We start from the raw sequence: 22,713 nt of genomic DNA on the forward strand, positions 1-22,713 counted from the left end.
TATAAGGAAATTGTCAACCATTTTGTCAACGCATCATTTTAACTAATTTTTTTTTCGCCCTATGAATTATTCTTTTTACCTACGTAAACCCAATTCCAATTCGGAGACTTTAATTTTATTTTCCTGTTATTTTAATGACGAAAAAAAGAAATTTGTCTACTCCACTAAAAAGACAATTTTACCTGAGCATTGGAATTCAAAAAATAAATGTCCTAATAAAAGAGGAAAATTTGTTTCACCAAATCAAAAGCAAATTACCAAGAGGTTAAATGAATTTGCCACCGAATTTCAGAAGATAAAATCTCGATCTGAATTAGGAGAGCAAACATTTGATAGTTTGATTCTAAAGGAGCATTTCGATCATGTTTTTGAAAGGGTAGCTAAAGTAAGCTCATTCTTTGAGGTCTATCACAGATTTACCGAGGAGAAGATAAAATTAAAGGAATGGTCAAAATCTACTAAAAAGAGATACAAGAACATTAAAAATCTTTTGGAAGAATTCCAAGAGGTTAAGAACTATAAGTTAACTTTTGCCAAGATTAATAAGAAGTTCTTTATTGAGTTTACCGACTTCTGCTATGAATATAAAGATCACTACACAAATACTTTTAGTCGTAATGTAGGTTTGTTTAAAACCTTTATGTTCTGGTCTGTGAAGAATGGCTATGCTTTTAATGAAGCCTTCAAGGATTTCAAGAAACCACAGAGAGTATTAACCAGGCAGGAAGCTTTGACGATGGACCATGTTAAAAAACTTCATGCATATAATTGTTCAACCATATCTCAAGAGAAATCTAAAGATGTATTCGTGTTTCAATGTCTTACCGGATTGCGTTATGGCGAACTTGAACTGGTTAATAAGCGTATAATAACTGCAGATGATTGTCTGTTTCTTAAAGAGAGTAAAGATCATTCGAAGCCGGCTAGAGAAATCCCAATATATAAAATCGCATTGGAGATCTTACAGAAATATGATTATGAATTGCCGTTAAGTACAAATCAGGAACAAAATAGGGTGATTAAGGTAATTCTGAGAGATATGGGCTATACCCATGAAGTTGAGTTTTCGCGTAACAAGGGAGTAGACCAAAATAGATTTGTAAAACCATTTTGTGACCGGATTTCAACACATACGGCACGTAGAACTTTTGTAACGATACTTCGGAATGCTGGGGTAGCAGATAAAATTATCATGAGCATAACTGGACATCGAGATATAAAGACATTCAATATGTACCATCAGATTAGTGCTTCCAATACTGTAAAAACAGTGAATAAAGTTTTTGCAGGGTTATAGCAGTATATGTTAAAGCATATAAAAATTTGGAATACTTCTGTGTTATATGTAAAAGCATATAAAAACACTGATTTTTATTAAATTGTATGTTATTGCATATAATTTCGTAAGTTTACTGAAAATTATACGTTAAAACATATAATGGAAGAGCTTGCAGAATTTGTAAAATCACGAAGGAAAGAAGTAAATCTTACCCAGGAAGAGTTTGCTGAAAGGGCAGGGGTAGCATTAACCGTAATCCGAAAAATCGAACAGAATAAAATGAACCTGAATCTTGAGAAAGTAAATCAGGTTCTAAAAATGTTCGGTCATAAGCTTGTGCCCGTAAGTTTTAAAGATATCGAAAGAAATGAGACAAGCTAAAATTTTATATAATAATCTGTTCTGTGGATTATTGACCGAAACTGACGATGGAACTTTTACTTTTCAATATGATGAAGATTATGCGAAGGAGCATCCTGGTCAGTTTATAACCTTTACTATGCCAGTAAGAAAGGAAGAGTATAAGGATAAACGTTTATTTGCCTTTTTTGAAGGCTTAATCCCGGAAGGCTGGTTGTTAGATATTGCTTCCAAAAACTGGAAGATAAATCCTAACGACCGGATGGGATTGTTATTAGCTTGTTGTCAAAACTGTATAGGTGCTGTAAGTGTTCAACCAATAGAACTTCAGGATGAGTAGATGTTTATATTGTTATAAGGAAGTTGAGAATGGACAGGACTATCATACTGAATGTAGCCTTGCTTTTTTTGGAACCGAAAAACCTCCAAAAATAGAATACTCCCTGGATGAAATGTCTGAATTGGCAAAGCAGGTGGTTGAGCGGAGCGTTTCCGTTCCGGGAGTACAACCTAAGCTCTCCATGTCAGTTATGAAAAATAGTCAAAAAGATCAACGGCTCACCGTGGTTGGCGCCTTAGGCGGAAACTATATTTTTAAACCACCTTCAGAAGATTATCCTGAAATGCCGGCAAATGAGGATTTGACGATGAAAATGGCGGAACTTTTTAATATAGAGGTGGTACCACATTCTCTTATAAGACTTTCTTCCGGTGAATTATCCTATATCACAAAACGAATCGACAGGGCTGCAGATGGTACCAAAATTCATATGATAGATATGTTTCAGGTATTGGAAGCATTCGATAAGTACAGAGGTTCAATGGAGCGTATTGGCAAAGCAATCCAGGAATATGCGGACAATACACTTTTGGACCTTCTACGCTTTTATGAGCTAACGCTTTTTAGTTATCTCACTGGCAATAATGATATGCATTTAAAGAATTTTTCTATGGTGCAAGCATCCTATGGCTGGGCGTTAGCTCCTGCTTACGATTTATTGAATGTATCCATAGTAAACCCAGAAGACACAGAAGAATTGGCTTTAACCATTGCTGGTAAAAAGAAAAAGATAACACGAAAGTTATTATTCGAATTCGGACTTGGTTTAGACTTATCTAAAAAGCAAATTGAGGGAGTTTTTAAACGTTTTCATGGATTAAAAACCGATGCAATAATTTTAATAGAATCATCTTTCTTAACTGAAGATATGCAGAATGCATATGTCGATATTTTGGAACAGAGATATAATATTCTAAAGTAGATAAAACACTAAGATAATTTGTCCTCCAACTTATCTTTCCATTTTTTCCAATTTGGCATTACACCGGTCAAAGTTTCGTAGAATTTTTTATTATGATTGGTTACGACAAAATGTGTCATTTCGTGTATCAAAACGTATTCGATACATTTTGATGAAGCTTTAATTATTTCCGGGTTAATGGTTATTTTGTCTATTGTATTGGAACTTCCCCAACGCTTTGACATTCTTCTAATTTCAATTTTTGGCATTTTAAAGTCATATTCTTTGAACTTTGAATATGCATCCTTAGCGATGAGATTAAACTTTTTCTCAGCATGTTGGTAATACCATTGCGCTAACAATTTTTTGACTAAATCTTGTTTAATTTCGCCTTTACACACCACACAGAGTTTTCCAGCTTTAAGTTTCACTTGATTAATTGACCCATCGCTTACTTTTAAAATATAAGACTTCCCTAAATAGTGATGTGTCTCGCCTGATAAATACTGTCTTTCAGGAGTTCGAGGTAAAAATTGTTCAAAGTATTTTTGTTGTTTTACGATCCAATGTGCTCGCTTTTCTACTTTACGCTCAATTTCTGGTATCAAAGTATTGTGAGGTGCTATAATATGTACAGAACCATCTGGATGAACTTCTATTGCTAAGGTCTTACGACTAGACCATTTTACTTCAAAGAATATATCTTTTGTGCCATACTGTATCCTTTGCATTAGAAATTATTTTTAGCCACTCTTAAACACTTGATAAGAATTGTATCTATTTCATCAAAACTTATTTCAATACCAAGTTGGCCCCTTTTGCTGATTAGATAATCCTCAATTTGGTTTTCTATTTTATTTTGGATATCAACATTTTTTTTCCAGTCCGTTATGATCAGGTTATTCACAATTTCTTCAATTTCGATACCTGCTTCTGCGACCTTGTTCTTACTAAGTTCTTTATCTAGTTTTTTATTTAGTACTTCATTTAAAGCACCAAAAAATGCACGCGCTCGTGGATTGTTTTGAAGGATGGACGGTATGCCAGCTTGATACCCATTAACTAAATCATTCCTGGTTTTTTGCATCATCTCGAGATATTCCTTCTCTGTAATCCTATCGTCATAAAAGCTTCTAATGGTTTCTTCAATTAGTTGTGAGAATTTTTTGTAAAAGGCCTCGTCTTTTTCCATATTCTCAGTGATCACTTTTTTCATTTGATTCGCCATAAAGTCTGCTTTTGAAGCAGGCGTTTTACCATATTCAGTAAGCGCCTCCTCAACCATATTTTTATCAAATATGTTTACATCCCTAGTAAGGACTTGTACTTCATCTGCATCTATATAGCTATCTAGTAATTTTCGAACTCTTGGTTCATATTCTTTATAGGAAACCTTTTCAGCATATCTGAACTGAACCGATAATCGTAAGCTTTGAAACTTTTTTAATTCACTTTTGTAAAACCCAATTTGTTCAGTATTAAATTCGATATAGAAGTCATCTGAAGCTAATGATGTCTGTAAGATTCTGGCAAATGCAGAAACACGTTCGTAGAATTGATCTCGTAAGTCTTTTTCGGAAATATGTCTTTCTAAAGCCTCTATGTCATTTTTATTATTTACTTCTCTAAAAATATCCCAAACCTCTGCGTGGCGAATGGGCACTTTTCTTATTTCATCCTTAATATCTACTACTGTGTTTTTTAAATCCTCTTCATCAAAATCTTCTAATGCACTATACTCGGTTAATGCTTCGTCTAACTTTCCTAAAACACCCACATAATCTATAATATGGCCATATTCTTTTCCTTCAAACAATCTGTTGACACGTGCTATGGCTTGTAATAGGTTGTGGGCTACTAATGGTTTCGCTAAGTATAAAACTGTATTTCTAGGAGCATCGAACCCTGTAAGCAACTTACTAACTACAATAATTAGTTCGACCTCATTACTATTTTCCTTAAAACGAGTTATAGTGTCATTTTCATAGGCGTCCTGATCATTAAATCGTTTTAAAATTTGCTCCCAGTACTTTCTAGATTCACTAGTAGTTTCAGACCAAACGTCATCATTATTCTGTCTGCTATCTGGTGGTGTGAAAACCACTCTCGTATTTATCTTTAAATCGGGATCTGTTTGAGATTCAAAATACTTTTGATATTTGATAGCGGTATCAATTTTAGGGACTGCTAACTGTGCCTTAAAGCCCGTATCTTTCCAATTTGCTCGAAAGTGTTCTGAAATATCATATGCAATTTCCTCAATAACATGATCAGACTCATAAATCCTAGCAATGGTGGCAAACTTCTTTTTTAAGTCTTTTCGAGCTTCTTCATTTAAAGGTGCTGCTAAACGCTCAAAGCCTCTGTCAATTTTCTTTTTGTTGATACTTAGTTTTGCTGATCTCCCTTCATATAATAGAGGTAATACTGCACCATCCTTTACGGCTTGATCTATAGTATACTTGTGAATAAAGCCGCCAAATTTTTTAGAAGTGCTTTTTTGAGATTTCATTAAAGGTGTTCCGGTGAAACCGATGTAGGATGCATTAGGTACAATACGTTTCATATTAGCGTGCGCTGAACCGTATTGGCTACGATGGCTCTCATCTACAAGAACAAAGATGTTTTTGGACTCATCTTTAAATGATGCTCTTTTAGTAGCAATTTCAAATTTGTCTATAATAGTGGTTATGATTTCATTGCCTTTATCTTGCAATAGTTCGACAAGATCATTGCCACTTTTTGCTTTTTTAACGTGCTTGCCACAATTGACAAAGGTTTTGAAAATTTGTTTATCCAGACTTATTCTATCGGTAACTATGATTACTCTGGGTGAATCTATAGACGTATCCAGTGCCAACGCTTTCGATAACATTACCATTGTTAGTGATTTTCCACTACCTGTGGTGTGCCATATTACACCTCCCTGGCGGTTACCATCTTTGTTTTTAGTCTTGACGCGTTGTATTGTTTCTTGTACGGCAAAATACTGTTGATAGCGACATATTTTTTTATCTGGGCCATCAAATACAATGTATTTATAGCTTAAATCCAGCAAACGCATTGGACTACATAAGGAGTATAGCCCTTTATCTTGTTCCGTAACCAAACGGTCCTCGGCTGATGTTGTATTTGTCTTCTTTTTTAAAAGTTTGGTGATTTCTTTTTCTACTTCTTCTTTCCAGACTGACCAAAACTTTGCCGGTGTTCCTGTGGCTGCATATTTGACCTCATTGGGATGTACCGCTAACAACAACTGGGCATAATAGAAAAGTTTGGGAATACCTTCTTTTTCTCTTTGATTGCGAATGTTCTGAGAGATTGCTTCTTCTAGTGACTCATTTTTATCACGACGTTTGTTTTCAATGACAACGAATGGGATACCATTAACAAAAAGAACAATATCCGGGCGACGTTTTCCTTGTACACCTTCTACTTCAAATTCCTCTGCTACGTGAAATATATTATTCTCCGGATGCTTCCAGTCAATATAATTTACGGTATAAGCCTTACGGTCCCCTTGTACTGTTTCGTTAAAACTTTTGCCCAGGGTTATCAAATCATATACACGCTCATTGGTTTGAACCAAACCTTCATTGGGGACATTTTTTAATGCATTGATGGCTCCCTGAATACTGCCTGTTGAAAATTTATACGAATCACCTTTATACTCAAATGAATTTATCTTAGATAATTGTTGAGCTAGAATAGAATCTAAAAGGACATTGGTATTTATTTTCCCTCGGGCGTCAAAAACCTCTTCGGGTAACAAATATTTCCACCCCATTTTTTGAAGTAGGGATAGAGCAGGTTTTTGAGAGTCACTGTATTCTGTGTAATTTACCATCCTATTTTGATAATGTTTTACGAAGTCCTTTCATGATCAAAAAGATTATTTCTGAAGTGTGAATTGTACTAAATAACCTTTCATTTTCTTGAATAGTCAATCCATTATTTTTAGAGAGACGATCTAATGTATAATTAGATAAAAAGTTTGTAATCTGTTCGTAATCAATTTTATCTTCATCCTTTTTGGTATTATAGTAACCTACAAACTCCTTGTAAATTTCGTTTTGAGATGATTGCCAATCAATAGTTAGTTCTTCAGGTTTATTACCTTTTAAGCCTTCTATTATTCTGGATGTGACACCTCCAAATATTCCCATAAAATAAACAGGAATGTCTTTTTTTAAGGCAAGGATTGACTCTTCTAAAACTCCTGGAATTTTACCTTTGAAATTAGATATACTACCGCCAGTAAAAATTCTAGCGTCTGTATCTCTTTGCATTTCTTCTCTCATCTGACTTAAGCTTTCTGCCCATATATAAAGATTTTCATTTCCAACAGGCGGATAAAATTTTGATTTATCTATAGCTAAGTTTTTTGGCGGATCCACCGTTACGGGTAAAACGCCATTCTTCTTAAATTCTAAAAGATCAGACTTGGTAAGTTTTAGATGGATTGGAAAACTAAAATAATTTTTAAAGAATAATTTACTCACCTCTTTGCTCGGTCTATATTGATGAACAAGGTTTGAAAACAATCTCGTGTATCCATTATTTCTTAAATCACCACCATAAACCAGAGTGCTCCCATGAATTACTAAAAACCTTGTCAATTCCGTTATCAGATTACTCTGATGCGATAGCGAAAAACCTAAATTTTCAATTTCAGGACTATCACTTATTGAAATAGCAATTTTTTTACCATCAAAAAGGTGTATCTCTTTTTCTTTGGGGGTTTCTTTAATATCACTAGCAACAAATTTATCTAGATCTTTAGTAGTTACTTTGGCTTTCCCTTTTTTCTTCATATCTCTTGAATATATGTTGGTAATAACAGAGGAGTAATAAATTTAATATTCTTATCTATATCATTGAGCAAACTAAGTTCCTCAATACCTATTGGAGGATCTGGATATAAAACAATTAAAGATTTTATATCCTTTTCTTTGGCTTTAAAATTTTCTACATCTATATAATTAAACAGTTCCGGAGCTTTAGGAAGTACTATGCAACTATAGTGTTTCTCCAAATCATACATTTTCAATATAGACTTTAAATAAAGTTCATTATACTTATCGCTAATAACTTGAGACAATACCAGATTTATAATTTCTTCAAAATTATCATCCCAAATTATGGTTGGGAAATTTCCACTATATGGGAAACTTCTTCTCTCTCCCTTTTTAATATCCATAACACCAATTATTGGACATCTATACCTCTTCGCAATTATGACTTCTTTTCTACACCATTCTCTATTCGCATACTCGTCTGTATTAAATATTACAAATGCAGAATGATCTATATGCCTTTTTATTTCGTTTTCGAATTGATGGCCATCTGCAATATCATTAGCGTCGAAAAATGCTTTTAGTTTCGTATTACTATAAATATGGTTCCTAAATTTTAAAGCTAATTCCTTACCATCTTGTTTAGCATGGGAAATAAAAAGTTTTATTGGTGGATCGCTATGTTCGTTCGTATCGTAATTATCTTCTACATTAAACAGAAATTTAGCAATACTTTCGAGTAATCGGTATTTTATAACTTTATCATTATTTTCAAAATCCTTATCCGGTAGCAAATAATTTTGGTCTGTTTTTATAAATTGAAATTTACTCAGGTATGTTGGATTAAAATCAAATGCATAAGAACTAAAAGGAATAGGAAATATTCTGGTATTTTTTTGCTTTGCTTTTAATAGACTGTCAATGGTATCTGTCCAGTTGGGATCGTTAAACATGTTATCGTCCACTAAAATTATAATTGCATTTTTATCTGACTCTGAGAATGGGATTTTGGCAAATGTAGCACTACCCAATGGCTGAGTCCTATAATGCACTGGAATTTCATATTTAGCGTGAGTTACACTACCGTTTTCTCCACTATATGTATTATAAATACTTTTTGCATATTCCTTGCCTTCTTTGAATTCTGGATGCCATAAAACATATATAGATAATGGGCTTTTGAACTTTTTCATTTGCAAGCGTTTTCTGCTAGTTTTAATATCCCAGCGTTTTTTATTTTTTCAGATTCACTTCTTTTCGTAAATGCCAATTCAATTAAATCTTGCATTGCTTTCCTATCTTCCGTCCAATCTGCGACGACCGCATAACCAGAATTAAGATTTGCCGCGAATCGAACAGGATAATTTTCGGGGTCGTAATATGTTCCTGATCCATAATCAGGATGAGAAGGAAGTCTGATTCCTAACAAACCTGCATATCTGTTACCGACTTTAACGTTTAAGGCACCAGCTATTTCCCAATCTACGTGTTTTCTGCATTTTGTGTTAGGTCCAAGTAAAACGGTAAGGACTGTGGTATCCTTCAAATAACCCTCATTAATCAATCTGTTAATGTACCCATCGCTATTTTCTCCATCAATCTCATGCATCATTACTGATTGGTTAATAATAAGATCACCAAAAAGATTGTCAAATTCTTGTCGTTTTAACTGATCATCCTTATGATAATAGCTGATAAATACATTCCGTTTAGCAATGTTTTTCGGTAGGGTGTATCCCCATTTAAAATAGCCATCCTCGGCTCTAAACAAATTCTTGGGATACCATTTTCCATCAATCTTTTTAAAAATACCGCGAATGGTATTACCCTTATTAAATTCCTGTACCAACCAATTTCTGTCTTTAGATTCAAAATTTACTACAGAGTTACCTTGTAATAAACCAACAGTAACTGAATCTATCAATTGTTCATCAGGCCTGAATGATAATTTGGATATTAGATATTCCTTACTCATAATTTAATTATTACAATTTCCAATCAAGAACATTATCCAATTGATGTGAGATTACATTGTGTTCATTGATTCTGTTATACATTTTTAAATATTCTTTACTATAGCCAACAACATCAGATATATATTGGTTTAAGGATTGTGTACCTCTTATTATTCTAACGGTTTTTAAGTAATCCGGCAACGAAGCTTCAGCTATACCTTTTAAAGTAATAGCGCCTAAATCAGTTTTATCATATCCATACCCAATTTCCCATGGCACCCATTTACTTTGTATGGTGTTTCTAGAAAGTACGCATAACATATGACTGCTATTATTAATGCCTTTACTAATGCATTGGACTACACCTTTTGCATTTTGAATTTGTACTTGCTCTTTTAAATCGTAGTCATATTCATCTAAATACACATCAATATTGGCTTTCATTAAGTAATCTGCTATTTTTATACAATCCTCAAGATCACTCTTATGATGACTTATGAAAACACATTCCTTACCTAAGGATTGGTTGGCTTTTGCTTGACTCCTATTAAGTGCATGAGATCTATTAATACCTGCCATGTTTAAATTTTAATTCCAAAAAAGTTAAAAGCATTCCTTTCAAAGCGTTCTGAATTATTTTTGATCTGGTGACTTGCATTATTTCTTTTCCATATAGCATAGTTGATTTTACTTTGTAAATCGCGCTCTATGTTCTTCCACTTCATGGAGACTGCATAACCAGAATCAATATTAGCTTGTAATCTTTCTGGAACAGAATGGCTTAAGGTTGGCAAGTAAATAGCTAACAACCCTTTTGGCTTAAAAGATCGTTTAGGATCTCTACTATTTTTATAACCTCTTAGGGATGCCCATAATTCCCAATCGATCCATTTTCTATGGCCTGTTCGTTCACCAATGAGCACTATGGTTACAGAACAAGAACGCATTTTATCTCTTATTACCTTGTAGATTTGCTCATCCGTATACTCCGAAATATCCTTTTTTAAAGAATAATCTGCCACTTTCATTCCTTGCTTGAGTTGACGTAGTTTCTTTATATAGCCTTGATCATTGTTGTGATGATAACTCACAAAAAAGTTTCTTGATTTAAGTGCCATATCTTTATAATTTCAGCCGCTTCTTTCCAGTCAAAAATTGCTGTATTATACCTTGTTTTTGTTTTTTTAGATTCTTTAATTTCAAATCAAGTTTTTCAATTTCTTGATGAACTGCTTCAAGAATTCCTACAATTTTTTCTTGCTCAACTAGCGAAGGAAGTAAGAATTCTGTCTCTTTTAATATATAACTATATAAACGCTTTAAAGTCCCACCTTCCGTTTCGAAACGGACAAAATTCAAAACATAGAAAAGAAATTTATTAGTAACCAAGTTTTCATTATTATCAATCCAAATTATATTTGAATCTTGATAATATGCTTCCTCTCCATTATAGACTACTGTTCGGCCTATGGTGCCAGAAGCAGAAATTAATATTTCACCAATTTTAGGATATGAAAATCTTTTTTTATACTCTTCAAATAGTTCCTCTTCTATGTAAGCGTCTGGCTCTTTGCCAAAAGTTCCGATTTTGTAAAATGGAACTCCCCCTACAGGATTTGTTTCAGAATTAAATATTCTTTTGCACATTTTGACATTACCAATATCACCCAACTTCGAAATTTTCCATTCTTGATCAAATCCTTCAAACCGTTTCTTACCAGTAAGTAACTGTTGCATTAATCCTTTTTTGAGTTCCTGTTTTTGGGCAATCAGTTTTCCTTGTTCCTTGATGGCTTCATCCCAGGTGTTGATTATTGATGCTATCTTTTGCTGTTCTGGCAGGGGCGGGAGTGGAATGAATAATTTTTTTAAACCACTTGAATATATATGAACAACAGAATGGCCTTGACCAATTTTGAATAATTGACTTCTAATGACATCCGTATTTAATAAGTATCCTAAATATTGAGAATCTTGATTTTTTTGTTTAAAAATAATTATATCACCTCCAGCATATGCTGTCTGGTCTCCTAAATATGCTATGGATTTCCCGATTTCTTTTAGTGTTTCTCCAGAGCCAGCAAATAAGATATCACCTTTTTCTATGGGGTTACTATTCTGCGCAGAATCTTTATTAATTCTTGATTTGAATGAGGTAGTGTAGTTATGATAATGTGTATAAATTTCGGCATATCTAACGCTAGGTAATCCCTCAATTCCCTCTTCTAAAATATCTTTTTTCGCGATACCTTTGCCTTTTGAAAATTCCCCAAGTTCATCTAAGGATTTGATACTCCAATTCTCAGGAATCCAACCTAACTTGGTATTCTTATAACCTTCTTTTGCGTTAACGATATTATAGTCTGTTTCCGATTCTATCATTAAAATTGATGCTTAAATAGTTGGTAAATAGGATATAGCTGGGCAAAATCGTTGATGACGGTAGATTCTATATTATTATCCGAAATAGCTTTATCGTCAGGTTTGTATTCGCGGCCTATTCTGAAATAAAAGAATTTAGGGTTGTCTTTCAGTGTAAATTCCTTAAGTTCATCTAAATCTTTAAATTCCCTTACCGGAACTTCATCATCTGCAACGGTGATTGTGAAATCATTGTCTAGATCTTTAATAAGAGCATAATATTTTTCTGCAAATAACCTATTGGTTTTCAATTGTTCTCTTATGAAATTTCTATCTGGGTAACTTCCATTGTTTTTTCCAACTCTTAACTCTACCCATATAACATCTTTTCTAATAAGAACTTCCGCCCGCATATGAAACAATGAAGTCATGTTATCTCCATAAGCTTCTTTATATTTTTCTATTTCAGGTTCATCTCGCCCATAGTGTAACCATATAGCATCCAATGAACTTGATGCGCGCTCATTATGTCTAAAGGAAGAGGTTAAATGTTGGGTTTGATGATGCGGATATAATTCCCAGCCTTTTCCTTTCATTACTGGATATATACGATTATGCAATTCTTCCATCTTATTACGTACTTTCAATCTCTCTGCAATTGGGCCAGGTTTATCCAAAATTGGTTTTGGAGCCTTAAAGGCATTGTAATGTTCAAAAGTGAAAAATTGACCTGCAAAATCATAATCAGATAAGGCTACCTTCCCTTTAGTTACACCGGTCGATTTCTTAAACTGCCTTGTAATGGATCGTAATTCTTTTTCTCTATCGCTTCTTTCAGCATAGAACAAGCTGTATTCATTCAACCACTCCTGGTCTAGGTTTGAACCTAAATTATAATAGGTAACATACCAGTCTAACAATTCCTGTACAGCATCAGGGTCTTCAATTTTGAAATTGAGTTCAATGTTATTAAGAAGACCACCTTTAGTACAATTCCCAGAACCTAGGAAAGCTGTCCAATTATCATCTATTCTGAATAGATATAGCTTAGGATGAAAGAATTGGTTTTTTACATCGTAAATTTTTGTTTCTATGCGTTCACTTATTAATTTTTGGAGCGCTGAAGGTTGGGTAGGTAAATCATAACCAACTAAAAATTCTAAAGTACAGTCTTCATCTCTATGATCAAATAACTGCAGTCCATAGTCTGTTAACATAGCTACTGCAATACATATCTCATCTGCTTTACGGATGAAACTTTTAAATTCTGTTTCTAATCGTAATACCGTTTTCAAAATCCAAGTTCCTTTAAATGTTTGTTCATTTCAGCTCTTACTTGCTCCAACTCTAATTCTAATTGAACGATGTTTTTTTGCACGGCAGCTACGTCTATAGGTTCTTCTTCTTCAAATGTGTCAACATACCGAGGTATGTTTAGATTATAGTCATTTTCAGACACTTCTGATAGGGTAACAACTGAACTGTATTTTTCAATAGTTGTAAACCTTTTATAAGTATCTACAATCTTATTGATGTCTTGTGTGCGCAATACATTTTGTTTCTTTCCATCTTCAAAATCTTTACTGGCATCTATAAAAAGTATTTCCTTTGTAGTTTTCGCTTTATTGAAAATGAGTATTGCTGCAGGAATTCCTGTACCATAAAAAAGGTTAGTAGGTAAGCCGATTACTGCGTCTAACAAGTTCTCCTCTATGAGCTTTTTTCTAATTTTTCGTTCTGCGCTTCCGCGGAATAGTACACCGTGTGGTACAATTACACCTACTTTACCATTAGGAGCCGTAGTCTCTATCATATGAAGAATAAATGCGTAATCTCCCTTAGATTTAGGAGGAACACCACGAAGGAAACGCTTATAGCGATCTGCTTCTGCATTCTCATGCCCCCATTTGTCAAGACTAAAAGGAGGATTGGCAACTACAATATCAAACTTCATTAATACATCCCCCTCAATTAATTTAGGATTATTAATGGTATCACACCATTCGATCTGAGCTGAATCCATTTTATGCAAAAAGCAATTCATTTTGCTCAATGCCCATGTATCACCATTACTTTCTTGCCCATAGATCGCGAAATTATCTGTTGGATTACCTTGAGCATCCTTGGTTTCCTCTGCCACTTTTATCAATAGAGAGCCGGAACCCGCTGTAGGATCAAAAATTCTATCACCTTCCTTTGGTGCAACTAGTTTTGCTAATAAACCAGAAACTTCTTTTGGTGTAAAAAATTCACCTCCTTTTTTACCTGCTCCAGACGCAAATTTTTCAAGGAGGTACATATAAGCTTCTCCAAGGATGTCTTGCTTCCCTTCCCAAAGCGATGGACGGAAGTCTAATTCTGGTTTTGCAAAATCATTAATTAGATTTTTAAGTCTTCGATTCCGATCCTTGGTTTGTCCTAATTTATCAGAATTAAAACTGATGTTTCTAAAAACACCATCTAATTTCTCGATATTACTTTCTTCTATTTTTGCAAAAATTTTATCAATTTTCTCTCCGATATCCGTATCATTTCTATGTTCATAGATATAATCAAAAGAGCAATTATCTGGCAGAACAAAACGTTCACGCTTCAGCTTTCTCTTAATAAGTTCTTCATCATCTCCATAACGTTCTTTAAGTTCATTGTAATGATCTTTCCAAACATCACTTAGATACTTGATAAACATAAATACTAAGATGTAATTCTTGTATTCTGACGAATCAAATGCTCCTCTAAATGTATCACACGCATTCCATAATGCAGTGTTTATCTGATCCTGTGTAGGCCTTAATTTATTTGACATTTTATAATTTACTTAAAAGTTGAGTGGTAATTAATTTGTTTTTTAGGTCTATAATCTTATTGCTTAATGCTAATTCCTTATTATTCAGATTAGCAATGTTGGCTATTTTAATTTGTAGTTCTAACGGAGGGAGTGCTATTGGTGTTTCTTCTAAAGTAGTTTTATTAATACTGGTATTATAAGATCCTGCTTCATTAGTTTTGAAATAATTTTGAACTTTTGTTTGATTTATATACCACGCAATATATTGTGGATAAGCTATGTTTTTGTTTGTTTTAAGAACAAACAGTGCTGAAGATGCAATAGTTGGAATATTATCTATTTCCTTGAATACCAGGGCGAAATTATTGGTTCCTTTAGCGGTAAATAGAATGTCATCAGTTTCCAGGTAGTACTTGCTTTTTATTTTATTGCCGTCGACTAAATAACATTCATTTCCGAGAAAAGTATAGTTTCCCTCAAAGTCTTTTAACTGTATAACTCGAACATTTCCACCAATCGTATTCTTGATCTTGCCTCTGAAAGAATAACCTGAGGAGAGTCCTTGATACTTTAAAATAGATTTTAAATTAACTACCTTGTGTTGCATAAATAAATTTGCATAATGATTACGATGCAAATATATAATATAATTTTACATTTGCAATTAAAATATTGCATAAAATTCACGATGCATAAAAGTAGGGCGTAAGATGTATTTGAAGATTAGCTTGACTAAATAAATTTTAGTTATAGGAAAATCCAGGGCTTTGAATAATTTGTTTCTAGGTAGACGAAGCTGACTTTTAATTTATTACTAGTAATTAACTATTGGTAATTACGGCATTAATTTACTTAATTGATGCCGAATTAAGAGTTCGATATGGATATTTACAAACTTAGCAACAATTGCCTTTATTCAATTAAACTTTTCAGATTACCTGGATACTACAACCGTTCCCACTATGCTGTTGGTTAATCACCCTTTTTATGTTTATGAGGTTTTAAAGATGGTGTATTGCCTGGAACTTTCTTATTATCACGTTGGCGTCTGTCTGGTTTCCCGGTTGATTTAGCAGTCCTTTTTGGACCTGGCTTTATTCCCATAATTTTATTGTTTAGAAAATTAAGATATGTATTGTCTAAAATTAGTGGATTTTTCCAAAGGCTCTATAAAAGAGATGCTTAACTTCTCAACATTTACTTAGATTTATTAACTAAAATTGAGTCCCAGGGTATTTGCAATATTTGATTGATAGATATTACAGGAATTACAAAGCAGATCACCTGACTGAAGGAATTTGTAGAGTTCTTGTCTATTACGGACAATTATTTGAAATGAGTTTTGGCAAGTTTTACAATCATTCACTTCATAAACTGCATAGATTTTTGCATTTCTGAACTCATTAAACGAATAGGTGTTTTTATACATATTCAGAAATTCCTCTTCTGAATAAATAAAACCTTCAATGGTACTAACGGTTTTAATTGCAAAATACGTTTCTGCCATTTTTTTAGTTTCAAAACTTAGGCTGGGATCGACAAATATTTCTTTTTGTTTCATGTTTAAGTTATTCTGTAAAATATAATATTATAGTTTTCTATTATTATGGTAATACTATTAAATGATAAAATAGTATTGCTGCCTTATTATATTGAAGCATTAATGGATTATAACAATATTGTATTAGAATATTTCTGACTTTAGGGATATCTAAATTGGATTATTTTCGCTTCGCTCAAAGGTTCTCTTGATCGTTTCTAAGCAAAAGCATAGATTGAATAAGTCTTCTCAAAGCGCTCTTTCTTTATTAATATCTGTTTTATTTTTAACCCAGTGAAATGATTAATTACATCTAAGGTTTTTTTTATACAACTATCATTGGATCATCAAAAAGTCAGGCTTTGGATTGCCCGTCCAATTCAAACACATTAACACAATTTTACAATTTAGGTGTAGCTTTTTGTTGTTAAACAACCTTTAAATTCTATTTTAGAAGCTAGTTAAATACTAATCAATGAAGTCTCTAATTAAGTTTTTACTTTTTAATATTTTTTTCTTGTTATTCCTTTCATGCAGTCAAGAAAATAATAAGGAAAAATACAAAATTGGTTTCTCCCAGGCTATGACTACCGATAACTGGCGTAGGGAAATGAACAAGGAGATGAGAGTAGAAGCTTCCATGCATCCGGATCTTAATCTTGAAATTAAGGATGCTGAGAATCACATAGCCAAGCAAATCACTCAGATCGAGGGATTTATTGAAGAAAAAGTTGATGTGCTTATTGTTTCTCCAATTCAGTCCATACCCATTACACCCGTGATCGAGAAGGCTATGAATGCAGGTATCCCTGTAATCATTATAGACCGGAAAATTGAAGGTCGGAATTTTACGGCCTATGTGGGTGCTAATAATATTGAAATTGGAAGAAATGCGGCGAAATATATTATTTCACATTCCAAGGGGGAGGCCAGAATAATTGAAATAACTGGTCAGGAAGGTTCTTCTCCTGCTTTTGAAAGAAGTACTGGTTTTAAAAATACGCTGGATTCGGTTCCCGTTTTGCAAATAACCCATACTTTAAGAGGGGATTGGGAAAAGGCTTCAATAAAAGAACCTTTATCGTCGCTTCTGGATTCGGTACCTGCACCCGATTATATTTTTGCCCATAACGACCGTATGGCAATGGGTGCCTGGGAGGTTGCCAGGTCAAAATCCCTGGAAAAAGAGATTAGTATCATTGGAGTGGATGGGTTATTTGGACCAAATGGAGGGATCCAAATGGTAAAGGATGGTTTACTGGATGTCACACTTCTATATCCAACGGGAGGCTCAGAAGCTATTAAACTGGCCAGCGATCTTATTAATGGAGAGAACATTGATAAATATAATATTCTAAGAACCGTTGTGATAGATTCGGTGAATGTAGGTATCATGCAGAATCAGTTCAATAAAATGAACCAGCAGCAAAATGATATAGAAAAGCAGCAGGCTTTTATCGAGAGCCAGATTAAGACCTATAATTCCCAGAGTAATCTTATCAAAATTATGATCGTTTTGTCACTCCTGCTACTGGCCCTGACCAGCTGGAGTATTTATCTGGTGATAAAGATCAAAAAGAGCAAACGGGAACTTGAGATCAATCATAAAAAAATAATTATTCAGCGTAACCAGATAGAGGATTTTGCAGAAAAATTAAAACTTTCCAATGAGAGTAAAATTAATTTTTTTACTGCTTTGTCCCATGAATTCAAGACGCCTCTTACGCTTATAACAAGCTCTATCGAGTCTATTTCAGATAAACCGGAAAAGGATCTAAGAGGTATTACCAATGAAACAAACCTTATCATTAATAATTCAAAACGTTTGCTTCGTTTGATTAATGAGTTACTGGATTTCAGGAAGCTGGAAAGCGGAACCTTCAACTTAAAACCGGTCAGGACTAAGATAATCCCCTTTCTTAGTAGCATAACAGAAGATTTCAGGGCAGAGGCCCTGAAAAGGTCCATTAACCTTAGCTTTACGGCAAATGGGAAGGATACAGAAATCTATGTTGACAGTGATATGATAGATAAGGTGTTTTTTAATATTCTTTCCAACGCCTTTAAATTCACTCCTAAAAACGGAAGCATTAGTATTGAGGTGAAGGAATTTGAAAATGAAGTTTGTATCTATTTTAAAGATTCCGGAATAGGGATTCCAAAGGAAGAGCTAACAAAGATCTTTAACCCTTATAGCCAGGCCAGCAATAATAGCAAACCCAGTTCTGGTCTCGGTCTTTATATCACCAAACAATTTGTGGAGCTTCATAAGGGAAAGATCTCAGTTTCTTCACATCAGGGTGCCGAGTTTAAAATTTGTCTTTTAAAGGGTAAAGCACATCTTTCTGAATATCAGTTGTCTGAAATGGAGATCGAGACCGGTGCCAGATCGGAATATAATTTGCCTGAACCAATAACTTCTGTTGAATTAAATGAGGAAGACCAGGGTGATGAACATGCGGAAAGTATCCTGATAATTGAAGATAATATCGACCTTTCAGGTCTTCTTAAGTCCAGGCTGGGAAAAGAGTACCGCATTTTTCTTTCTGACGGTAGCGACGGAGTGGACAAGGCATTGGAAATTATTCCCGATGTTATTATCTGTGATCTTAACCTGCCAGATAAGACGGGATTTGAGATATGCAGGATATTGAAAAATGACCTCAGGACTTCTCATATTCCAACAATCATACTTACAGCATTAAGCGACCCGGAATCTGAAATAAAAGCCCTTAGATCTGGCGCAGATTACTATATAACCAAGCCATTCAGCTTTGATATTTTAATGGAGTCCATTAAATCTGCTTTATATAATCGTGAAAAGCTGCGTTATTACTATACCAATAAAATAGACCAGGTTAGTGAGGAGGACTTCGATTCTTCTGAACAATCCTTCTTAAAGGAACTTAATTCCTATATCGAGGCTAACCTTAGAAACCCTGAATTCTCAGTAGAAGAACTGGCGGCTAACCTGGGGATTTCCAGGGTCCAGTTATATCGTAAGGTAAAGGCTCTTCTGGGAATAAGTGTAAATGAGTATATAAATGCCCAGCGCCTTGGGAAAGCCAGAAATCTGTTGCAGGATTCGAGCATGAATATTTCAGAGATCGCCTATGAGGTTGGCTATTCTTCACCCGGTTATTTCTCCACTTCTTTTAAGAATAAGTATGGAGTCTCTCCAAAGCATTTTAAATCTTAACAAATAATTAGGCAGAGGATTTTACCCCAAGCTTAAAAATTGATACATAATTTGAATTCTAGTATCAATTTTAAAACTACATCGTTTTCGCTAATTGGGTGAAACCAATGTGAAGGCCTGTAAAACATGGTGGTTCATATAAATTTCACTATTAATTAACATTATTATAATGATTTGAGGAATTCTTAAAATAGAGCAGGGAATTTTAAACATACATTGGTTTCCATATCAATAAATTGAAAGATGAATAAAATTCTCGCCTGGTCAATTAGTGCTGCTTTAGCCGGATTCCTGTTTGGATTTGATACTGTAGTTATTTCTGGAGCCGATAAACAACTTCAGGAACTCTGGGGAACATCCGATACCTTTCATGGTACTGTAGTAATGGCAATGGCTCTATGGGGTACTGTAGTAGGTGCAATATTTGGTGGAATTCCTACTAATAAAATAGGGCGAAAAAATACTCTAATAATTATAGGGATCCTTTACCTGGTTTCAGCTTTAGGCTCGGCAATGGTCAATGATCCTATATCATTTGCTTTTTTTAGATTCCTGGGTGGTCTTGGGGTCGGGGCCTCGACCATTGCGGCTCCCGCTTATGTTTCAGAGATAGCTCCTGCAGATAAAAGAGGTAAACTGGTATCCCTTTATCAGTTCAATATCGTGTTAGGTATACTGGTCGCATTTTTGTCCAATTACCTTCTAAGGAATACCGGAGCTCAGCCATGGCGATGGATGGTAGGAGTAGAAGCAGTTCCGGCCTTAATATATGTCCTTTTTGTTGTCTTTATACCAAGAAGCCCCAGATGGTTAATATCCAGAGGAAGGGTGCAGGACGCTCAAAAAGTTCTTCAAATTATAAACCCTGATATAAATGTCAGGGAAAAACTTGCCGAAATAAAGCATCAGTCCGAGACCGAAAAGACCGGGGAGAATATCTTTATGAAAAAATATCGCTTCCCTCTTATTCTGGCTTTCCTGGTCGCATTCTTTAATCAGCTATCGGGGATCAATGCCTTTCTTTATTATGCACCTAGAATCTTCGAATCGGCTGGCCTGGGTGAGAGTACAGCACTGTTAAGCAGTATAGGAATAGGGGTGGTAAATCTTTTATTTACCCTTTTAGGCGTATTTCTTATAGACCGTTTAGGGCGCAGGCAACTGATGCTTATTGGATCTGTAGGATATATTATTTCCCTGTCACTGGTAGCGGCCGCGTTCTTCCTAAATTGGGGAGGCCTTTGGGTCCCAATCTTCCTTTTCTTTTTTATTGCGGCTCATGCCATAGGTCAGGGAGCGGTGATCTGGGTCTTTATATCTGAAATTTTTCCGAATCGTCTTAGGGCTTCGGGGCAGGCCTTTGGATCCTCCACCCACTGGGTGCTGGCGGCTATAATACCATCTCTGATCCCATTCCTCTTTTCCAGTATCGGGCCAGGTTATGTTTTTGCCTTTTTTGCCTTTATGATGCTTTTACAGCTCTTCTTCGTGATCTTCATGATGCCCGAAACAAAAGGCAAATCCCTTGAGGAATTGAGTGAGGAACTTTTAATAAATAATCAACAAGTACCAATTACAAATAACTGATCAATATGAAAAGAATAATCAACTTAATGCTTATTTCGGCTTTGACGCTTGCCTCAGCAACCTCCTGTATGGACAGGAAAGATGAAGAAGGCAAGGAAGCTGTGGCGATGGAGGTCCAGAAGGATGAGGATTTTCGTCCTAACTTCCATTTTACGCCTGAAAAGAACTGGATGAACGATCCTAACGGGATGTTCTTCTATAATGGATATTTCCATCTTTACTTTCAGCATTATCCAGACGATAATGTATGGGGGCCAATGCATTGGGGCCATGCCATAAGTACCGATATGATCACCTGGAAGGAACAACCAATTGCGATTTACCCTGATGAGAAAGGTTATATTTTTTCTGGAAGCGCAGTTGTAGATAACAACAATACATCCGGTTTTGGAAAGGATGGTAAGGTGCCTATTGTGGCCATGTTCACCTATCACGATCCAAAAGGACAAGAAGCGGGAGAAACAGATTATCAGTCCCAGGCCATTGCTTATAGCCTGGATGAAGGTAAGACTTGGACCAAATATGAGGGGAATCCTGTGATCGAGAATCCCGGAATAAAGGATTTTCGTGATCCCAAGGTGACCTGGGATGGTATTCACCAGCAATGGGTGATGGTACTCGCGGCAGATGATAAAAGCCTTTTCTATACTTCTCAAAACCTTAAGGAATGGAAACTGGCTTCAGAATTTGGTGAAGGTTTAGGCGCGCACGGCGGAGTGTGGGAGTGTCCCGATTTCTTTCCAATGTATGTTGAAAACAGCGACGAAGTAAAATGGGTTCTTATTCAAAGCCTGAATCCGGGGGGATATAATGGTGGATCCGGAACCCAGTATTTCGTTGGTGATTTTGATGGCAAGGAATTCACCCCGGTTAAGGAAATGCAGGATCTGGGGGAAGACCATCATTACTGGATAGACTTTGGAAAGGATAATTATGCCGGGGTTACCTGGGCAAATATTCCGGAAGAGAATGGAAGGAAGCTTTTTATGGGCTGGATGTCTAACTGGCAGTATGCAGAGAAAGTACCAACAGAGACCTGGAGAAGTGCCATGACCATTGCCCGGGAATTAAAACTTGAGAAGATTGAAGATAGCTACATTATCACCTCTGTTCCCGCAAAAGAACTTCAGAATTACAGGAGTATCAGTTATAAGGATGCTAATGTAAAGATCGAAGGTGATACAAAAATTATAGATTCATCTAAGATAGACCTGACCAGTGCAGAGATTAGATTTAAAATCTCAGACCTTAAGCAAACCAATTATAAATTCAGGCTGTCCAATTCGCAGGGAGATGAACTCATGTTTGGATATGATCATGGCAAAAAGGAATTCTACCTGGACAGATCTAAAGCAGGTCAAGCCGGTTTTTCTGAAGAATTTGCGAATACGATATCTACAGCTCCACGTATTTCGGGAGCTGAGGACCTAAGCGGAATTATCATTCTTGATAAAACCTCCATAGAATTATTTTTTGACGAAGGAAAAACTGTGATCACAGAAATATTCTTTCCCAAATATCCCTGGGAGAAACTCTCTGTAAGCGCAGAGGCTGGTGAATTCACTCTGGATCATATAGAAGCATATCAATTAAAATTCAAATAAATA

Annotated in this window: 20 protein-coding genes; 7 read left to right on the plus strand and 13 right to left on the minus strand. The window is 35.0% G+C overall.

Annotation, left to right across the window (positions count from 1 at the left end; translation table 11 throughout):
* Positions 1-61: 61 nt before the first annotated feature.
* The 4 genes from G3I01_RS08745 (at position 62) to G3I01_RS08760 (ending at position 2,901) form a co-directional block, all read left to right on the plus strand.
* Positions 62-1,297, plus strand: a complete 1,236-nt coding sequence (locus G3I01_RS08745; protein WP_219547023.1) for a tyrosine-type recombinase/integrase — start codon at positions 62-64, stop codon at positions 1,295-1,297.
* Positions 1,298-1,438: 141 nt separating this feature from the next.
* A complete protein-coding gene (locus G3I01_RS08750; protein WP_219547025.1) occupies positions 1,439-1,660 on the plus strand; it encodes a helix-turn-helix domain-containing protein in 222 nt (73 codons plus the stop codon).
* Entirely contained in the window at positions 1,647-1,979 is a 333-nt protein-coding gene (locus G3I01_RS08755; protein ID WP_219547027.1) for a HipA N-terminal domain-containing protein, read from the plus strand. Before G3I01_RS08750 ends, G3I01_RS08755 begins: the two co-directional genes overlap by 14 nt.
* Positions 1,972-2,901 carry a HipA domain-containing protein gene (locus G3I01_RS08760; protein WP_219547029.1) on the plus strand — a complete coding sequence of 310 codons (930 nt, stop codon included), beginning with the start codon at positions 1,972-1,974 and terminating at the stop codon, positions 2,899-2,901. The genes G3I01_RS08755 and G3I01_RS08760 overlap by 8 nt, the downstream gene beginning before the upstream one ends.
* 8 nt (positions 2,902-2,909) lie before the next feature.
* On the opposite strand, the gene G3I01_RS08765 is transcribed toward G3I01_RS08760, so the two are convergent.
* The 13 genes from G3I01_RS08765 to G3I01_RS08820 all read right to left on the minus strand — a co-directional run bounded on the left by G3I01_RS08765 (position 2,910) and on the right by G3I01_RS08820 (position 16,341).
* Positions 2,910-3,611 (minus strand): SprT family zinc-dependent metalloprotease, encoded by a 702-nt coding sequence (locus tag G3I01_RS08765; protein WP_219547031.1) that lies wholly within the window; start codon positions 3,609-3,611, stop codon positions 2,910-2,912.
* On the minus strand, positions 3,611-6,727 hold the full coding sequence (locus G3I01_RS08770; protein ID WP_219547033.1) for an HsdR family type I site-specific deoxyribonuclease: 3,117 nt from the start codon (positions 6,725-6,727) through the stop codon (positions 3,611-3,613). Before G3I01_RS08770 ends, G3I01_RS08765 begins: the two co-directional genes overlap by 1 nt.
* A 1-nt stretch (position 6,728) precedes the next feature.
* The gene (locus tag G3I01_RS08775; protein ID WP_219547035.1) at positions 6,729-7,694 is read right to left on the minus strand and encodes a hypothetical protein; all 966 of its coding nucleotides are present in this window, start codon (positions 7,692-7,694) and stop codon (positions 6,729-6,731) included.
* Entirely contained in the window at positions 7,691-8,869 is a 1,179-nt protein-coding gene (locus G3I01_RS08780) for a toll/interleukin-1 receptor domain-containing protein (RefSeq protein ID WP_219547037.1), read from the minus strand. The genes G3I01_RS08775 and G3I01_RS08780 overlap by 4 nt, the downstream gene beginning before the upstream one ends.
* Positions 8,866-9,651, minus strand: a complete 786-nt coding sequence (locus G3I01_RS08785; protein ID WP_219547039.1) for a TIR domain-containing protein — start codon at positions 9,649-9,651, stop codon at positions 8,866-8,868. The genes G3I01_RS08780 and G3I01_RS08785 overlap by 4 nt, the downstream gene beginning before the upstream one ends.
* A gap of 10 nt (positions 9,652-9,661) precedes the next feature.
* Entirely contained in the window at positions 9,662-10,210 is a 549-nt protein-coding gene (locus tag G3I01_RS08790; RefSeq protein ID WP_219547041.1) for a toll/interleukin-1 receptor domain-containing protein, read from the minus strand.
* A gap of 2 nt (positions 10,211-10,212) precedes the next feature.
* Positions 10,213-10,749, minus strand: a complete 537-nt coding sequence (locus G3I01_RS08795; RefSeq protein ID WP_219547043.1) for a TIR domain-containing protein — start codon at positions 10,747-10,749, stop codon at positions 10,213-10,215.
* A 4-nt stretch (positions 10,750-10,753) separates the two neighbouring features.
* Positions 10,754-12,013: a restriction endonuclease subunit S gene (locus tag G3I01_RS08800; RefSeq protein ID WP_219547045.1), complete on the minus strand. Its 1,260-nt coding sequence runs from the start codon at positions 12,011-12,013 to the stop codon at positions 10,754-10,756.
* On the minus strand, positions 12,013-13,287 hold the full coding sequence (locus G3I01_RS08805) for a phospholipase D-like domain-containing protein (protein WP_219547046.1): 1,275 nt from the start codon (positions 13,285-13,287) through the stop codon (positions 12,013-12,015). The genes G3I01_RS08800 and G3I01_RS08805 overlap by 1 nt, the downstream gene beginning before the upstream one ends.
* Positions 13,284-14,798, minus strand: a complete 1,515-nt coding sequence (locus G3I01_RS08810) for a type I restriction-modification system subunit M (RefSeq protein WP_219547048.1) — start codon at positions 14,796-14,798, stop codon at positions 13,284-13,286. The genes G3I01_RS08805 and G3I01_RS08810 overlap by 4 nt, the downstream gene beginning before the upstream one ends.
* 1 nt (position 14,799) lies before the next feature.
* A complete protein-coding gene (locus G3I01_RS08815; RefSeq protein ID WP_219547050.1) occupies positions 14,800-15,387 on the minus strand; it encodes a restriction endonuclease subunit S in 588 nt (195 codons plus the stop codon).
* 365 nt (positions 15,388-15,752) lie between these two features.
* Positions 15,753-15,884: a hypothetical protein gene (locus tag G3I01_RS17115; protein ID WP_257710556.1), complete on the minus strand. Its 132-nt coding sequence runs from the start codon at positions 15,882-15,884 to the stop codon at positions 15,753-15,755.
* Between the two features lie 106 nt (positions 15,885-15,990).
* A complete protein-coding gene (locus G3I01_RS08820) occupies positions 15,991-16,341 on the minus strand; it encodes a hypothetical protein (protein WP_219547052.1) in 351 nt (116 codons plus the stop codon).
* 454 nt (positions 16,342-16,795) lie between these two features.
* On the opposite strand from G3I01_RS08820, the gene G3I01_RS08825 reads away from it, so the two are divergent.
* The 3 genes from G3I01_RS08825 (at position 16,796) to G3I01_RS08835 (ending at position 22,710) form a co-directional block, all read left to right on the plus strand.
* Positions 16,796-19,519 carry a substrate-binding domain-containing protein gene (locus G3I01_RS08825; RefSeq protein ID WP_219547054.1) on the plus strand — a complete coding sequence of 908 codons (2,724 nt, stop codon included), beginning with the start codon at positions 16,796-16,798 and terminating at the stop codon, positions 19,517-19,519.
* Positions 19,520-19,762: 243 nt separating this feature from the next.
* Positions 19,763-21,106 (plus strand): sugar porter family MFS transporter, encoded by a 1,344-nt coding sequence (locus G3I01_RS08830; protein WP_219547057.1) that lies wholly within the window; start codon positions 19,763-19,765, stop codon positions 21,104-21,106.
* 5 nt (positions 21,107-21,111) lie between these two features.
* Positions 21,112-22,710, plus strand: coding sequence for a glycoside hydrolase family 32 protein (locus G3I01_RS08835; protein ID WP_219547058.1), 1,599 nt, complete (start codon positions 21,112-21,114; stop codon positions 22,708-22,710).
* Positions 22,711-22,713 lie beyond the last annotated feature (3 nt).

The sequence above is a fragment of the Gramella sp. MT6 genome, from assembly GCF_019357415.1.
Lineage (GTDB): Bacteria > Bacteroidota > Bacteroidia > Flavobacteriales > Flavobacteriaceae > Christiangramia.

Excerpts from the sequence above, each read along its gene's own strand:
- G3I01_RS08745 (WP_219547023.1), top strand. The coding sequence starts at position 62 with ATGAATTATTCTTTTTACCTACGTAAACCCAATTCCAATTCGGAGACT.
- G3I01_RS08750 (WP_219547025.1), top strand. The coding sequence starts at position 1,439 with ATGGAAGAGCTTGCAGAATTTGTAAAATCACGAAGGAAAGAAGTAAAT.
- G3I01_RS08755 (WP_219547027.1), top strand. The coding sequence starts at position 1,647 with ATGAGACAAGCTAAAATTTTATATAATAATCTGTTCTGTGGATTATTG.
- G3I01_RS08760 (WP_219547029.1), top strand. The coding sequence starts at position 1,972 with ATGAGTAGATGTTTATATTGTTATAAGGAAGTTGAGAATGGACAGGAC.
- G3I01_RS08765 (WP_219547031.1), bottom strand. The coding sequence starts at position 3,611 with ATGCAAAGGATACAGTATGGCACAAAAGATATATTCTTTGAAGTAAAA.
- G3I01_RS08770 (WP_219547033.1), bottom strand. The coding sequence starts at position 6,727 with ATGGTAAATTACACAGAATACAGTGACTCTCAAAAACCTGCTCTATCC.
- G3I01_RS08775 (WP_219547035.1), bottom strand. The coding sequence starts at position 7,694 with ATGAAGAAAAAAGGGAAAGCCAAAGTAACTACTAAAGATCTAGATAAA.
- G3I01_RS08780 (WP_219547037.1), bottom strand. The coding sequence starts at position 8,869 with ATGAAAAAGTTCAAAAGCCCATTATCTATATATGTTTTATGGCATCCA.
- G3I01_RS08785 (WP_219547039.1), bottom strand. The coding sequence starts at position 9,651 with ATGAGTAAGGAATATCTAATATCCAAATTATCATTCAGGCCTGATGAA.
- G3I01_RS08790 (WP_219547041.1), bottom strand. The coding sequence starts at position 10,210 with ATGGCAGGTATTAATAGATCTCATGCACTTAATAGGAGTCAAGCAAAA.
- G3I01_RS08795 (WP_219547043.1), bottom strand. The coding sequence starts at position 10,749 with ATGGCACTTAAATCAAGAAACTTTTTTGTGAGTTATCATCACAACAAT.
- G3I01_RS08800 (WP_219547045.1), bottom strand. The coding sequence starts at position 12,013 with ATGATAGAATCGGAAACAGACTATAATATCGTTAACGCAAAAGAAGGT.
- G3I01_RS08810 (WP_219547048.1), bottom strand. The coding sequence starts at position 14,798 with ATGTCAAATAAATTAAGGCCTACACAGGATCAGATAAACACTGCATTA.
- G3I01_RS08815 (WP_219547050.1), bottom strand. The coding sequence starts at position 15,387 with ATGCAACACAAGGTAGTTAATTTAAAATCTATTTTAAAGTATCAAGGA.
- G3I01_RS17115 (WP_257710556.1), bottom strand. The coding sequence starts at position 15,884 with ATGGGAATAAAGCCAGGTCCAAAAAGGACTGCTAAATCAACCGGGAAA.
- G3I01_RS08820 (WP_219547052.1), bottom strand. The coding sequence starts at position 16,341 with ATGAAACAAAAAGAAATATTTGTCGATCCCAGCCTAAGTTTTGAAACT.
- G3I01_RS08825 (WP_219547054.1), top strand. The coding sequence starts at position 16,796 with ATGAAGTCTCTAATTAAGTTTTTACTTTTTAATATTTTTTTCTTGTTA.
- G3I01_RS08830 (WP_219547057.1), top strand. The coding sequence starts at position 19,763 with ATGAATAAAATTCTCGCCTGGTCAATTAGTGCTGCTTTAGCCGGATTC.
- G3I01_RS08835 (WP_219547058.1), top strand. The coding sequence starts at position 21,112 with ATGAAAAGAATAATCAACTTAATGCTTATTTCGGCTTTGACGCTTGCC.